This is a genomic window from Arcobacter sp. 15-2 (genome assembly GCF_047159865.1).
Lineage (GTDB): Bacteria > Campylobacterota > Campylobacteria > Campylobacterales > Arcobacteraceae > JAIOSF01.
In genome coordinates, this window is sequence record NZ_AP038804.1 from 1,199,457 (window position 1) to 1,214,239 (window position 14,783).

Sequence of the window (14,783 nt, forward strand, 5' to 3'; positions counted from 1 at the left end):
ATCGATAAGAACTTGTGTTGTTTGTAGAAAAAAAATGGCACAAAAGTTATTGATTAGATTGCAGTGTAAAGATAAAAAGCTAACTTCTTTTACCGGAAATGGTAGAAGTTTTTACTTATGTAGTGACTGTTTAGAAAATGAATCTAAACTTGAAAAAGCACTATATAGAAACTGTAAAAATAAAGATGAATATATCGTACAACTAAGGGAGATATTAGCGAATGGAAGACAAAGTTAGGGTATTTGAAATAGCAGAAGAAGCTGGTTCTACAAGTGCAGAAGTAATTAAAAAAGCAGCCGATTTAGCAATAGTTTTAAAATCACCACAAAGTTCAGTTTCTTTTGAAGAAGCAGAAGAGATTGCAGGTTATATAATGACAGGAAAAAGTAAATTACTTGTTCCTAAAAAAGCAAAGCCAACAATAAAAAAAGCTGTTTCTGAGAAGGTTGAAGAGAAAAAAGAAGAAGTTGTTCCCACTAAAGCAACAGAAATAGAGAAGAAAGTAGAAGTTAAGAAACCAGAAGCTAAAAAAATGACTTTGAAACGAAATGAATTAAAGATTGTTCAAAAGAAAAATGTTCCTGTAGAAGAGAAAAAACCAGAAGAGCCAATTTTAGAAACTAAGGAAGTTGAAGTAACTAAAGAAACTCCAAAAGAGGTTGAAACAGTGCAAGAAGCTCCGAAAGAAGTAAAAGAAACACCAATTGTTCAAGCACCAGAGCCAGAGAAAAAAATCACTCTTAAAAAAAGAGGATTGACAATTGTTAAGAAAAAAAGACCAATCATTGAGAATACACCTGCAACACCTCAATCAAAAAAACAAAAACTAGCTTCAATGAGTGAATTATTTGGTGGTGGTTCTGACTTAAAAGAGGAATATACACCAAGACCAAAAAAAGTAAAAGCAAAACAAGCAGCAAAAGCACATACTCATGGTACAAAACTTAAAGTTGAAAGTGATGATGATTTTAAATCATCTGGTGAATCTATACTAGGAGAAGAGGTTGTTCTTCTTGACATGGGTCTTATGGAAACATCAAAATTCTTACAAGAAACACCAAAACCAAAAAATATCAGAACAACAAAACCTAGTGCATTTGGTAACCAACCAAGAGGTATCAAAAGAGGTTCTAAGAAAAAAAGATATAAAAAGCCAACAGAAGAAGTAGTAATTACAGAAGTTACAATTCCTGAAGATTGTAGAGTTTACGAGTTTGCAGAAAAAATTGGTAAAACTGCTGGTGATGTAATTGGTAAACTTTTCATGTTAGGTATGATGGTTACTAAAAATGATTTCCTTGGAAATGATGAGATTGAAATTCTTGGTGAAGAGTATAATATTGAGATTACTATCAAAGATGAACTTGAAGATGTAAATTATGTTGAAGATTATGCTGAAGAAGAGATTGATAAAACAAACTATGTAAGTAGACCACCTGTTGTTACTATTATGGGGCATGTTGATCATGGTAAAACTTCACTTCTTGACAAAATTAGAAGTAGTAGAGTAGCCGCAGGTGAAGCTGGTGGAATTACTCAACATATTTCAGCATATACTGTAAATAAAAATGGAAATGATATTACATTTGTAGATACTCCAGGACATGAGGCGTTTACATCTATGAGAGTAAGAGGAGCAAGTGTTACAGATATTATTATCTTAGTAGTTGCTGCTGATGATGGTGTTAAGCCACAAACAATAGAGTCTATAAAAGCTGCAAAAGCTAGTGGAGCTCCAATTATTGTTGCTGTAAATAAAATAGATAAAGAAACTGCAAATATGGATATGGTTAAAGCTGGTATGGCTGAACATGAAATGAGTCCAGTTGATTGGGGTGGAGATGTTGAGTTTATAGGTGTTTCTGCACTTACAGGTGAAGGTATCGAAGAGTTACTTGAAAATATTATTATACAATCTGAACTTTTAGAACTAGAAGCTGATCCAACTGCTTTAGCAAAAGCTACAGTTATTGAAGCTTTACAAGTTAAAGGAAAAGGTGCAGTTGCAACAGTAATTGTTCAAAATGGTACTTTAAAAGTTGGTGATAATATTGTTGCTGACACAACATTTGGTAGAGTAAAAGCACTTCTTGATGATCAAGGTAAAGCTGTAAAAGAATTAGGATTGAGTAGAACAGGTCAAGTTGTTGGTTTGGGTGATGTTCCTATTACAGGTTCTGCACTAGTTGCTCAAAAATCTGCATCAGAAGCTAAAGAGATTGCTACAACAAGAGCAGAACACTCAAGAGCAAAAGAGTTAAGTGCATCTACTAAAGTATCTTTAGATGAGATGGCGGCACTTATTGCAGAGGGTAAAATAAAAGCATTACCAGTTATCTTAAAAGCAGATGCAGGTGGTTCTTTAGAAGCTATTAAAGCAAGTTTAGAGTCAATTAAAAATGATGAAGTAAAAGTTAAAATTATCTCATCTGGTGTTGGTGGTATTACTGAAGCAGATATTGCACTTGCTAGTGCTAGTGATGATTGTATCATCTTAGGATTTAATGTAAGACCTACAGGTGCAGTTAAAACAAAAGCAAAATCTGAAGGTGTTGAGATTAAGACTTATAGTATTATCTACGCATTATTAGATGATATTAAAGCTACATTATCAGGTATGATGAGTGCGATTGTTGTTGAAGAAAATACAGGTCAAGCACAAGTTCTTGAAACATTTGTTGTACCTAAAGTTGGAACAGTTGCTGGTTGTAAAGTTACAGATGGTAAAGTTGTTCGTGGTGGTCTTGCTCGTGTTATTAGAGATGGTGTTGTTATCTATACAGGTGCAATTAAATCACTTAAACGATTCAAAGATGATGTTAAAGAGGTTACAAATGGTTATGAGTGTGGTATCATTTTTGAAAACCACAATGATATCAAACAAAATGATTATATTGAAACTTTCATTGAGCATAAAGAAGAGCAAAAAATCGACTAATGGATAATAAAAGCGTAAATTTACAAAGAACTCAATCTCTTCTTATGGAACTAGTTCCAGAAGCATTGAGTAGTTTAAATGACAATAGAATAAAATCATTAACAATTACAGATGTTGATTGTAAAAATGGTAAATATGATGCAAATGTTTATTATGATGGTAGTGACTATACTAAAGAAGAGTTAAAAGAGATAAGAATGAGTCTTCGTAAAGCTAATGGTAGAATAAAATCATATATTTTAAATGCCACTTCTTGGTATAAATGTCCTGATTTTACTTTTTTAGTAGATGATATGATGGATAAAAGAGCAAGAATGGAAGATCTATTTGCACAAATATCTTCAAAATCAAATAAAGATAAAGAGTAAAATATGGAATTAGAAGAATCTATAAAATTAGCTGCTGAGGGTTGTGGAGTTGACCTTTATGATATTCAACAAACTAAAGAAAATAAAACAAATATTTTAAGAGTATATATCACTTCAAAAAATGGAGTTAACTTAGATCAATGTGCACATGTTAGTAGAATGATCTCTCCATTATTAGATATAGAAGAACCTATAAGCGGAAAGTATACACTAGAAGTAAGTTCTCCTGGAATTGAACGAAAACTTAAAACTTTGCATCATTTTCAATGTTCTATTGGATCTAATGTAAAAATAAAAAATTATTCAAATGAAGTGATTAAAGGTGAATTAATATCTGCAACTACTGACGGTATTCTTCAAATAGATGAAAATTCAGAAATCAAAGAGATAAAGTATGATGATGTATTATCAGCATCAACTTATTTTGACTGGAATAAATAAAATATTATGAAAATGACAAATAGCCAATATATGAAATTGGCTATTGATGAGGCTTGGAAATATCAACTTTTAACTTATCCTAATCCAGCTGTTGGTGCAACAATAGTAAAAAATAACAAAGTGTTATCTACAGAAGCTCATAAAAAAGCAGGTACACCACACGCAGAAGTTTTAGCATTAAAATCAGCTTATTTAAGTGTTTATCCCACTTCTAAATTGCAACAATTAGAATCATCTCATGAGATACATGAATACTTGATGTCAAATCATAATAACTTTTTTCATGAATGTGAAATTTATGTTACATTAGAACCTTGCAATCATATTGGTAAAACACCTGCCTGTTCCGTGCTCTTAGAAGCTGTAAAGATCAAAAAAGTTTATATAGGGAGTTTAGATCCTAACGATAAAGCAAGTGGAGGACTAGAAAGATTACAAAATGCAGATATTGATGTTGAAATAGATGTTTGCAAAGATGAATCTGATAAGTTATTATTTCCATTTTTACAATATCAAAAGAAGCATTTCCATTTTTTTAAAATGGCTATGAGAGGTGATGGTTCAATTAATAATGGCTATATCACAACTCAAGATAGCCTTAATTTAGTACATGAAATTCGTACAAAAATTGATCTGATGGTAATAGGTGGGAATACTATAAGAACCGATCGACCCACTTTAGATGCAAGATTTTCTGTAAATAAAAAAGCACCAGATATATTTATATATAGTCGACAAAAAGAATTTGACAAATCTATACCGTTATTTCAAATTAAAAAAAGAGATATTATGATTGGTACAAATTTAGATTATGTTTCTTCAAATAGTTTTGTTATGTATGAGGGGGGATATCAATTTTTAAATGCACTTAAGGATAAAATTGACTATCTAATGCTTTTTATCTCTTGTCAAGTAACAGAAACTCTTCCATTGGATGTATCAAAGTTTGGCTTTGAAATTCAACATTCATATTACATCAACGAATTTGATAAAATTGTATATTTAAAAAGAGTTAATGGCGAATAACTAAGTTGATATTTAAACTATTCTAAACTACATTTTAGCTAAACTATCTATCTTTTAATAAAATTATAAAAGGTAATTAGTTGGATAAATATTATTACGAGCTTACACTTAAGCCAAACCTATACTACGAATTGTTTTTAGACCTAGCGGGTAGCTTAACTAATGATGCAATAGAAGAACTTGATGAAACAATTATCATTAGAAGTGAAGAGAATTTAGATGATGTTGAATTGGGTATTTTAGAGTTTGCAAAAGAATTAACATCTGCTTTAAATACAGATATCTTTTGTGCTACAGCTTTAGAAAAAAAAGAAAATCAAGATTGGATAACTTTGTATCAAGAAAGCGTACAGCCAATAAAAGTTGGAAGTTTTTATATACATCCAAGTTGGAGTAAGCCAGCGAATGGTATGGTTAATATTCTTATTGACCCAACACTTGCATTTGGTTCGGGACATCACGAAACAACAAATTGCTGTTTAAAAGCAATTGAAAAATATGTTGAAACTGGATCTACTGTTGCTGATATTGGTACGGGAAGTGGTATTTTAGCAATAGCAGCATCTAAGTCTGGAGCTTCAGTTGATATCTGTGATACTGATATAGTTGCTGTTGATGATGCTATTAAAAATTTTAAAGCAAATAATGCAACAATTAATCATTCTTGGGAAGGTTCAGCAAATGGAACTAAAAAGCAATATGATGTTGTAATTGCTAATATAGTAGCTGATGTTTTAGCAATGATAGCTTCAGATCTTAAAAAGATATCAAAAGAAGATGGTATTATTATATTATCTGGAATTATGGAACAGCATAAACAAAAAGTTTTAAATAAATTTAAAGATTGCAAAATTGTAGAAGAGTTACAGCAAAATGAATGGATAACTTTAATAGTTAGAAAAGGGAAATAATGAGTAATAAAAATAACAATAATAAGAACGATAATAAAAATCCAAATGGCTTTTTTGATAAGAATCCATTAGTAGTATTTATTGTATTTTCAATAGTAACAATAATGGCTTTTAAAAGTTTTTTCCCAGAAAATGAGATGGGTACAAATACAGGAACATCAGTATATGGCAAAAGTGTAAATAAAACAATTGCATATTCTGAAGTGAAAAAAATGATTAATAATGGTCAAATAGAATATGTTGGTATTGGTGAAACAAATATTAAAGCTATCACAAAACCAATTGGTGGAGTTGTAACAACTTATACAGCAAGAAAAGTTGGTGTTGATGACACTTTAATTCCTGTATTAGAAAAACAAGGAATCAATTATGGTGGAGTAAATGAACAAAATCTATTGGCTGATATGCTTTTTGGTTGGGTTTTACCATTATTTTTCTTTTTCGCAATTTGGATGTTTTTAGCAAGAAGAATGTCAAAGTCTATGGGTGGTGGTGCCGGTGGAATTCTTGGTATGGGTGGCGCTAAAAAAATGATTAATTCTGAAAAACCAAAAGTAAAATTTTCAGATATGGCGGGAAATAAAGAAGCAAAAGAAGAAGTATCAGAAATAGTTGAATTCTTAAGAAATCCAGATAGATATGTAAATCTTGGAGCTCAAATTCCAAAAGGTGTACTTTTAGTAGGACCTCCAGGTACGGGTAAAACTTTACTTGCTAAAGCAGTTGCTGGTGAAGCTGATGTTGAGTTTTTAAGTGTGACTGGATCTAGCTTTATTGAGATGTTTGTAGGTGTTGGTGCAAGTCGTGTACGAGATCTATTTGAACAAGCTAAGAAAAATGCTCCAGCGATTATTTTTATAGATGAGATTGATGCTATTGGTAAAAGTAGAGCATCTGGCGGAATGGGTGGTAATGATGAGAGAGAACAAACTCTAAATCAATTACTAGCTGAGATGGATGGATTTAGTGGAGATGGTGCGCCTGTTATTATTTTGGCTGCTACGAATAGACCTGAAATATTAGATCCTGCTTTATTAAGACCAGGTAGATTTGATAGACAAGTATTGGTTGATAAGCCAGATTTAGAAGGTAGAATAGAGATTTTAAATGTGCATATCAAAGATGTGAAAATTGCTAAAAATGTTGATATGCATGATGTTGCGGTGATGACAGCAGGTTTAGCTGGAGCTGATTTAGCAAACATTATTAATGAAGCTGCATTACTCGCTGGTCGAGCAGATCAAAAAGAGGTTACTTCAGCTAATTTCAAAGAAGCTGTTGAACGACAAATTGCTGGACTTGAAAAGAAAAGTAGAAGAATTTCTCCAAAAGAGAGAAGAATTGTTGCTTATCATGAAGCGGGTCATGCTTTAATTGCAGAAGTTACAAAAGGTGCAAAAAAAGTAAATAAAGTTTCAATTGTTCCAAGAGGATTGGCTGCTCTTGGATATACTTTGAATACGCCTGAAGAAAATAAATATTTAATGCAAAAACATGAATTGATAGCTGAAGTAGATACTCTTCTTGGTGGTCGTGCTGCTGAAGAGATTTATATAGGTGAGATTAGTACAGGTGCTGGAAATGATTTAGAAAGAGCAACTGATATTATCAAATCGATGGCAACAATATATGGTATGAGCGATATTGATATTGCAGGTTTAATGGTATTACATAAACAACAAAACCAATTTTTAGGTGGTGGTCAATCAACTAAAGATTATAGTGATGAGATGGCACACAATCTTGATAAACATATTAAACAAACTTTAAATGATAGGTATATGGCTGTTCTTGAATTATTAAAAGAAAATAGAAACGCAATGGAGCAAATGACTGCGGAGTTATTGGATTTAGAAGTTATCTCTGGTAAAAGAGTTCAAGAGATTATTATTGAAAATGGTGGTACTGTTTACAATGGTGAAGATTTACACAATGAGGAAGATGAAAATATGATACAATCAGAATCTGATGAAATAAAAGATGAGAAAGATAATGAAAAATAATTTAATATTAAAAGAGGGGTATAAAAGTATTGCAATTATATTTATAGTTGCAATTTTTTTGAACTTGTTTGTATCTGATTGTTTAGGTACTTTGGGGATTTTATTGGGCTTATTTGTTGTTTATATTTATAGAGGAAGCAACAGACATATTTTCACTAATACCCAAAGTGTATTAGCTCCTATAGATTCTACAATAACTGCAATTGATAAAGTAAATGGAAAATACAAAATATATTGTAAAGTAGGGCTATTAGATAATCATATTGTACGAGCTCCTTGTAATTCTACACTCAAGGTTAAAAAGCATAGACATGGACTAAATTTAAATGTAGATAGCTATAAAGCATCTTTATATAACGAACAAATTGTATTGAAATTTGAAGATATAAAGCTAAAATTTATTAGCGGTTTTTTTGATAAAAGAGTTAAGAAAATTCAAGAAAAAGAGGTTGTTCAAGGAGATAAGATTTCTATTTTTATTGATGGGCTTGTAGTTATTTCAGTTCCTCAAACTAAAGTGTTATTGGTTCAAATTGGTGATAAGTTAACTTCTGGACAAACAATATTATTTAAAAAATAATATTGTTTATATCAATTAATTTATAGTTTAATGCTAGTAATAATTTAAATTTATAAAATGATTTTTTATTTTGATTAAAAGTGGCGCGGTTGACGAGACTCGAACTCGCGGCATTCTGCGTGACAGGCAGATACTCTAACCAACTGAGCTACAACCGCACTCTTTATTGAAGTTTTATTGTTTGGTGACCCCAAGGAGATTTGAACTCCTGTAACATGGATGAAAACCATGGATCCTAACCACTAGACGATGGGGCCAACAATAAAATAATGGTGGTCGATATAAGACTCGAACTTATGACATCTACCTTGTAAGGGTAGCGCTCTACCAACTGAGCTAATCGACCTGATGAAAAAATGGTGACTCGTGTTGGATTCGAACCAACGGCCACCTCCTTAAAAGGGAGATGCTCTACCGGCTGAGCTAACAAGTCGTCATAATAATTTTAAAAGTGGCGCGGTTGACGAGACTCGAACTCGCGGCATTCTGCGTGACAGGCAGATACTCTAACCAACTGAGCTACAACCGCACTCTTAAAATTTATAAATTTGGTGACCCCAAGGAGATTTGAACTCCTGTAACATGGATGAAAACCATGGATCCTAACCACTAGACGATGGGGCCAACAATAAAATAATGGTGGTCGATATAAGACTCGAACTTATGACATCTACCTTGTAAGGGTAGCGCTCTACCAACTGAGCTAATCGACCAATTTAAATAACACTTAACTAAAATGGTGACTCGTGTTGGATTCGAACCAACGGCCACCTCCTTAAAAGGGAGATGCTCTACCGGCTGAGCTAACAAGTCATCTTTGTTAAGTTGGGTGGAATTATAGTAAATTTTTTTATCTATGTCAAGAGTTTTGTAAAAGAATTTCAAAATTTATCTTTAATGCTGTTTTTGCAGTTTGGATTTGAACCTCTTTTCTCTCTCCTTTGAAATGAAAAATATCGATTTTTTTTACTCCATTTTTGGACATAACACCTATTGCAACTGTACCTACAGGTTTTTGTTCACTTCCCCCATTTGGTCCAGCTATGCCACTTACTGCGATGGCATAATCTGCATGAAATTTATTAAGTGCACCTTGTAACATCTCCTCTACAACTTCACAACTTACTACTCCAAACTTTATCATTGTTTCTTTTTTTACTTTTAGTTCTTGTTCTTTTATGTGATTTGAGTAAGTTACAATTGATCCATTAAAAATAGATGATGAACCAGAAATTTCAGTAATCATACTTGATATAAGTCCACCTGTACAACTTTCTGCTGTTGTTATAGTTTGATTATTTTTTCTTAGATAGTTTTGTAGTGCAATCATTTTTTCTTTATTGAAAATTTCATTGTACATAGAGTACTCCTTTTGTTATTCAAGTTTAAATTATATTTAGATATACTCTATCTTAATTTAGATTATAGGACAATTATTAATATGGCTACAGAAACTACAGAGCAAATAGATTATAAAAATACACTACAACTACCAAAAACAACTTTCCCTATGAGAGGAAGTTTACCTCACAATGAACCAAAGCAGTACAAACTTTGGGATGAAGAAAAAATTTATGATAAAATGAAAGCAAATAGAAAAGGTGCTGAAAGTTTTACATTACACGATGGACCTCCATATGCAAATGGAAATATTCATATTGGGCATGCATTAAATAAAGTGCTTAAAGATATTATTATTAAATATCACTATTTTGATGGAAAGTCAGTACGATTTACTCCAGGTTGGGATTGTCATGGTTTACCAATTGAACAAAAAGTTGAAGAGAAAATTGGTGGTAAAAAGAAAAAAGAACTACCAAAAAGTAAACTTAGACAACTTTGTCGCGATCATGCTACAAAATTTGTTGATATCCAAAGAGATGAGTTTAAACAATTAGGTATTATTGCTGATTGGGAAAAACCATATTTAACAATGGACTTTAAATTTGAAGCAAACATCTATAGAGAACTTATTGCTATTTCAAAGAAAGGTCTTTTAATCCAAAGATCTAAACCAGTTTATTGGTCTTGGGCAGCACAAACAGCATTGGCTGAAGCTGAAGTTGAATATGAAGATAAAGTATCTCCATCTGTATTTGTTGCATTTAAACTTGAAGAGTTAGATGCGAGTGTGATTATCTGGACAACAACTCCTTGGACATTACCAGCAAATACTGGTATATCACTTAATGGTGAAGAAGAGTATGTATTAACTTCTGATGGTTTTATAGTAGCTAAAAAATTATACGGTACATTACTTGCAGATGAAGTAATTAAAGGTGATATTGTTAAAGATATCGATCCAAATACTTTAGAAAACACACATGCTATCAATCCATTAAATGGTAAACAATCTAAAATCGTTCTTGGAGACCATGTAATGATGGATGCTGGTACTGGTGCAGTTCATACAGCTCCTGGACATGGTGAGGATGATTATAAAGTTGGTTTAAAATATGGACTAGATGTGATTATGCCTGTAGGTGCTAATGGAGCTTATGATAATACTATTGTAAGAGAAAACTTGCTTCCTAATCCAGAAGAGTTTTTAAATATGAATGTATTTAAAGCAAATGAACCAATTATGGAACTTTTAGGTGATTCATTATTAAAAAGAGTTGATATTACTCACTCTTACCCACACTGTTGGAGAACACATAAACCAGTTATTTTTAGAGCAACTAAACAGTGGTTTATCTCTATGGATGCACCGTATGGTGAAAATGGAAAAACATTAAGAGAAAATGCACTAGAAGCAATTGAAAATGTAGCTTTTTATCCAGAACATGGTGCTAATAGATTAAGAACTATGGTTGAGGGTCGACCTGACTGGTGTATTTCAAGACAAAGAGACTGGGGTGTACCTATTGCATTCTTTAGAAATAAACTAACTGATGAAATCATTTATAATGAGCAAGTATTAAATTATGTAGCTATGATATTTGAGATGAAAGGTGCAGATGCTTGGTATGATATGAGTATTGAAGAGCTTTTATATCCAGGTAGTGGTCTGAATCCTGATGATTTAGAAAAAACTATGGATATTTTAGATGTATGGTTTGATTCTGGTTCTACTCAAAATGCTGTTTTAAGAAGTAGAAACTATGATGCGGGAACATATCCTGCTGATATGTACCTAGAGGGAAGTGACCAACATAGAGGTTGGTTCCAATCATCACTATTAACTTCACTGGCTTCTTCTGAAGTAGCGCCTTATAAATCTATCCTTACACATGGATTTACTGTAGATGCTAAGGGTGAAAAGATGTCAAAATCTAAAGGGAATGTTGTAGCACCGGATAAAGTTTTAAAACAATACGGTGGTGAGATTTTAAGAATGTGGGTTGCTATGAGTGATTATCAATCAGATTTAAAAATTTCTGATGGTATTTTAAAACAAATGGCAGAACAATATAGAAAAATTAGAAACACAGGTAAAATTTTACTTGGAAATGTTTTTGAATTAGAAGAGATTTGTTCATTAGATAAAATGGCAACTATGGATTTATGGATTTTAGATAAAGCACAAAAAGTATTTTTAGAAGTTGATGAGTCATTTCGATCAAATGACTATTCAAGAGGGTTAAATAAATTAAACCACTTCTTAGTTGCTGAATTATCAAACATCTATATCGATATCTGTAAAGACAAAATGTATTGTGATGGTAAAAATTCTGAAACAAGAATTGCATCTCAAAGTGCAATGGCGATGATTGCTAAAACATTTTTAACTACACTAGCGCCTGTATTAACATATACAATGAACGAGTTAGTACAACATGCTCCAAAAGTTATCACTGATGGTGCTGAGTCTATTTTTGATATGACTAAGTATAAGTTACCAGAAATTGAACTGAAGCTTAATGAAGAACACTTATTAAATGCAAAAAGTAAATTTGCAGAAATAAAAGATAAACTAAATAAAGAAAAAGTAATTAAGTCGACGCTAGAATTAGTTGTATACACAGATAGTGAAGATATCTTGGCTTTAGATAAAACTGTTGCTGAAGACTGGTTTGTAGTTTCGAAAATTGTTTTAGAAAAACAAAGTGAATCTTTAGGAACTTTTGAAGTTGATGGTAAAGAGTTTGAAGTTTATAAAGCAAGTGAGCATAAATGTCCAAGATGTTGGAAGTTTAGATCAAGCCAAGAAGATTCATTATGTTCAAGATGTGATGAAGTAGTAAACTAAATGTCTGAACCAGTTACTTTAACTTTTATATTTGAAACAATAGGTGTGATTCTTGCTTTGACAGGAATTGCAATATTGGGAATAAATTACAGAACAAAAAAGATGAAGGAAAATTAATATGGGTATGCCATTTACAGATGAGGATTTACAATCTCCTGTGAGTAATATCATCACAACAAAAATAGCACCAATGTTAGCAAAAGATGGTGGTGCAATAGAGTTATTACAGATAAAAAATGCAAAAGTATATGTTCAACTACAAGGTGCTTGTGTTGGATGTGCCGCTAGTGGAAGTACTTTGAAATTTATAGTTGAAAAAGAATTAAAAGCAGCTATTCACCCAGAATTAGAGATTGTTAATGTCCCTGCAGGGATGGAAGATGAGATGCTGAATGATTGATATTGATAGTTTAATCAAACAAGCACACTCTTATTTTAATATACAAGAGTATGATAAAGCATTGTTTTTATATTCTCAAGTATTTTCTACTGAACCTTCAAGTAAAGAATATCAATTATATTGTATTTTTTGTGATTTAGGATTTGAGAGTGATGAAAAAGCACAAACTTTATTTGATTATTTTATCGTAGCCAAAGACGAAAACTTTGATGAAGCGGTTGCTTATGTTGAAGATGTTATCAATGCGTATGATGGTGATAATAGTAAAATGATGAATCTTCTTCAAGATATTTCAAATACTAATGTTGAAACATTGAACGCGATTGAATATAAAGATTTTATGCAATTGGTTGAAAATAGAGGATCATTTAAAGAAGCTTATCAGGACATAATGTTTAGTACAAAAGTCGCTATAACCTCAAAAGATGATTTACTTGATTTTATTGATAAACTTATAGAGAACAATTTTAATAAAACTGCGTATAGCTATCTTGATGGATTTAATGAATTTTTTTCATACGATGAAGATTTGACAAAATTATATGAGCGATTAGGGAAAAAAACACTTGCAGCTAAAACAGAATAGTACAACTTTTACGAATGATTCTTCTCAAGCTGATGAAAATAGTACTTTTGTAGTATCTAAACAAAATGAAAAATATTTAGATGATGCAAAAAATAATGGCTGTAAAGATTTTATCAACTCTTCTGAACTTAAAAACTACTTTGATTTTTCAAAAATAAAAATCATAGGCATTACTGGAACGAATGGTAAAACAACAACAGCTGCTGCAATTTACTCTCTTTTATTAGACTTAGGATATAAAGTAGCGCTTCAAGGTACTCGTGGTTTTTTTATAAATGATGAAAGGGTAGAAGAATACTCTTTAACAACACCAATTCAATTAGGGAATTTTTCTCATATACAAAATGCAATTAATCATGATTGTGAATACTTTGTTATGGAAGTTAGCTCTCATGCTATTGAACAAAATAGAATCGAAGGTTTAGACTTTGCTTTAAAGATTCACACAAATATTACACAAGATCATCTTGATTATCATCATACAATTGAAGAGTATATCGATGTGAAAAATAGTTTTTTTAATGATGATAGTGTTAAATTAATAAATAAAGACGATCCCTTAGTAAAATTTAAAATGAAAAATGCTTTTGCTTATGGTGCAGAAAATCCTGCAACATATAAAGTCACTGCATATAGTTTGAAAAATGGTATCCATGTAGCATTACAGCATTTCTCAAACATTGTAAACTTTTCTTCTCAAATGGTGGGGTATTTTAATGTTTACAATTTAACTGCATCAGTTGCAGCTGTAAATTTAGTTACAAAAGAACCTTTACAAAAAATATGTGATAAAGTTGAAAATTTTGCAGGTGTTTCAGGGCGGGTTGAAGTTATTTGCTCAAATCCTTTAGTGGTAGTCGATTTTGCTCATACTCCTGATGGGATGGAGAAAGTTTTTACAAGTTTTTCTAATCATGATATTATTTGTGTCTTTGGTGCAGGTGGAGACAGAGATAGAAGTAAACGACCACTAATGGGAAAAATAGCTGAAAAGTTTGCAAAAAGAATTATTATCACTTCTGATAATCCAAGATTTGAAGACCCTGACCTTATCTGTGAAGATATTTTAAAAGGGTGTAAAAAAAACACAAATATTATAGTTGAGATCAATAGAAAAAAAGCTATTGAAGAATCTTTACAAATAGCAAAACAATACGCTAATCCTGTTGTATTAATATTAGGTAAAGGTGATGAAGAGTTTCAAATTATATATGATCAAAAATTCCCCTTAAGTGATAAAGAGATAGTTCAAGAGCTTTTATCTAAATAAAGGTAGTTCCTGAACAATAGAATATTAAGTAAACTATTAGGAAGTCTATTTTAGATAGTTTTAAGTA

Annotated in this window: 13 protein-coding genes and 8 tRNA genes; 12 read left to right on the top strand and 9 right to left on the bottom strand. The window is 31.6% G+C overall.

Features of this window, described 5'->3' with window-relative positions:
* Nucleotides 1-34 precede the first annotated feature (34 nt).
* The 8 genes from ACMCMH_RS06395 to ACMCMH_RS06430 all read left to right on the top strand — a co-directional run bounded on the left by ACMCMH_RS06395 (nt 35) and on the right by ACMCMH_RS06430 (nt 8,268).
* On the top strand, nt 35-238 hold the full coding sequence (locus tag ACMCMH_RS06395; RefSeq protein WP_412723790.1) for a hypothetical protein: 204 nt from the start codon (nt 35-37) through the stop codon (nt 236-238).
* Entirely contained in the window at nt 222-2,939 is a 2,718-nt protein-coding gene (infB, locus tag ACMCMH_RS06400) for a translation initiation factor IF-2 (RefSeq protein WP_412723792.1), read from the top strand. The genes ACMCMH_RS06395 and infB overlap by 17 nt, the downstream gene beginning before the upstream one ends.
* A complete protein-coding gene (rbfA, locus tag ACMCMH_RS06405) occupies nt 2,939-3,307 on the top strand; it encodes a 30S ribosome-binding factor RbfA (RefSeq protein WP_412723794.1) in 369 nt (122 codons plus the stop codon). The genes infB and rbfA overlap by 1 nt, the downstream gene beginning before the upstream one ends.
* 3 nt (nt 3,308-3,310) lie before the next feature.
* Nucleotides 3,311-3,748, top strand: coding sequence for a ribosome maturation factor RimP (gene rimP / locus ACMCMH_RS06410; RefSeq protein ID WP_412723796.1), 438 nt, complete (start codon nt 3,311-3,313; stop codon nt 3,746-3,748).
* A 6-nt stretch (nt 3,749-3,754) separates the two neighbouring features.
* A complete protein-coding gene (gene ribD / locus ACMCMH_RS06415; protein ID WP_412723798.1) occupies nt 3,755-4,774 on the top strand; it encodes a bifunctional diaminohydroxyphosphoribosylaminopyrimidine deaminase/5-amino-6-(5-phosphoribosylamino)uracil reductase RibD in 1,020 nt (339 codons plus the stop codon).
* A gap of 80 nt (nt 4,775-4,854) precedes the next feature.
* Nucleotides 4,855-5,685, top strand: a complete 831-nt coding sequence (locus ACMCMH_RS06420; RefSeq protein WP_412723800.1) for a 50S ribosomal protein L11 methyltransferase — start codon at nt 4,855-4,857, stop codon at nt 5,683-5,685.
* Nucleotides 5,685-7,688, top strand: coding sequence for an ATP-dependent zinc metalloprotease FtsH (gene ftsH, locus ACMCMH_RS06425; protein ID WP_412723802.1), 2,004 nt, complete (start codon nt 5,685-5,687; stop codon nt 7,686-7,688). The genes ACMCMH_RS06420 and ftsH overlap by 1 nt, the downstream gene beginning before the upstream one ends.
* Complete coding sequence (locus tag ACMCMH_RS06430) at nt 7,678-8,268, top strand: phosphatidylserine decarboxylase (protein ID WP_412723804.1); 591 nt, start codon at nt 7,678-7,680, stop codon at nt 8,266-8,268. Before ftsH ends, ACMCMH_RS06430 begins: the two co-directional genes overlap by 11 nt.
* An 81-nt stretch (nt 8,269-8,349) precedes the next feature.
* Here the strand turns inward: ACMCMH_RS06430 and ACMCMH_RS06435 are convergent.
* The 9 genes from ACMCMH_RS06435 to ACMCMH_RS06475 form a co-directional block, all read right to left on the bottom strand.
* A tRNA-Asp gene (locus tag ACMCMH_RS06435) sits at nt 8,350-8,426 on the bottom strand.
* Between the two features lie 24 nt (nt 8,427-8,450).
* Nucleotides 8,451-8,525 (bottom strand) — tRNA-Glu (locus ACMCMH_RS06440).
* Nucleotides 8,526-8,538: 13 nt separating this feature from the next.
* Nucleotides 8,539-8,614: transfer RNA gene (locus tag ACMCMH_RS06445), tRNA-Val, on the bottom strand.
* Between the two features lie 11 nt (nt 8,615-8,625).
* A tRNA-Lys gene (locus ACMCMH_RS06450) sits at nt 8,626-8,701 on the bottom strand.
* Nucleotides 8,702-8,720: 19 nt separating this feature from the next.
* Nucleotides 8,721-8,797 (bottom strand) — tRNA-Asp (locus ACMCMH_RS06455).
* 20 nt (nt 8,798-8,817) lie between these two features.
* Nucleotides 8,818-8,892, bottom strand: a tRNA-Glu gene (locus tag ACMCMH_RS06460).
* 13 nt (nt 8,893-8,905) lie between these two features.
* Nucleotides 8,906-8,981, bottom strand: a tRNA-Val gene (locus ACMCMH_RS06465).
* A gap of 24 nt (nt 8,982-9,005) precedes the next feature.
* Nucleotides 9,006-9,081, bottom strand: a tRNA-Lys gene (locus tag ACMCMH_RS06470).
* 46 nt (nt 9,082-9,127) lie between these two features.
* Nucleotides 9,128-9,628 carry a CinA family protein gene (locus ACMCMH_RS06475; protein WP_412723806.1) on the bottom strand — a complete coding sequence of 167 codons (501 nt, stop codon included), beginning with the start codon at nt 9,626-9,628 and terminating at the stop codon, nt 9,128-9,130.
* 105 nt (nt 9,629-9,733) lie between these two features.
* On the opposite strand from ACMCMH_RS06475, the gene ileS reads away from it, so the two are divergent.
* The 4 genes from ileS to ACMCMH_RS06495 all read left to right on the top strand — a co-directional run bounded on the left by ileS (nt 9,734) and on the right by ACMCMH_RS06495 (nt 14,716).
* Nucleotides 9,734-12,460, top strand: a complete 2,727-nt coding sequence (gene ileS, locus ACMCMH_RS06480; protein ID WP_412728007.1) for an isoleucine--tRNA ligase — start codon at nt 9,734-9,736, stop codon at nt 12,458-12,460.
* Between the two features lie 118 nt (nt 12,461-12,578).
* Entirely contained in the window at nt 12,579-12,860 is a 282-nt protein-coding gene (locus tag ACMCMH_RS06485) for a NifU family protein (RefSeq protein ID WP_412723808.1), read from the top strand.
* A complete protein-coding gene (locus ACMCMH_RS06490; RefSeq protein WP_412723810.1) occupies nt 12,853-13,446 on the top strand; it encodes a hypothetical protein in 594 nt (197 codons plus the stop codon). Before ACMCMH_RS06485 ends, ACMCMH_RS06490 begins: the two co-directional genes overlap by 8 nt.
* Nucleotides 13,427-14,716: a UDP-N-acetylmuramoyl-L-alanyl-D-glutamate--2,6-diaminopimelate ligase gene (locus ACMCMH_RS06495; protein ID WP_412723812.1), complete on the top strand. Its 1,290-nt coding sequence runs from the start codon at nt 13,427-13,429 to the stop codon at nt 14,714-14,716. The genes ACMCMH_RS06490 and ACMCMH_RS06495 overlap by 20 nt, the downstream gene beginning before the upstream one ends.
* The last annotated feature ends 67 nt before the right edge of the window (nt 14,717-14,783 follow it).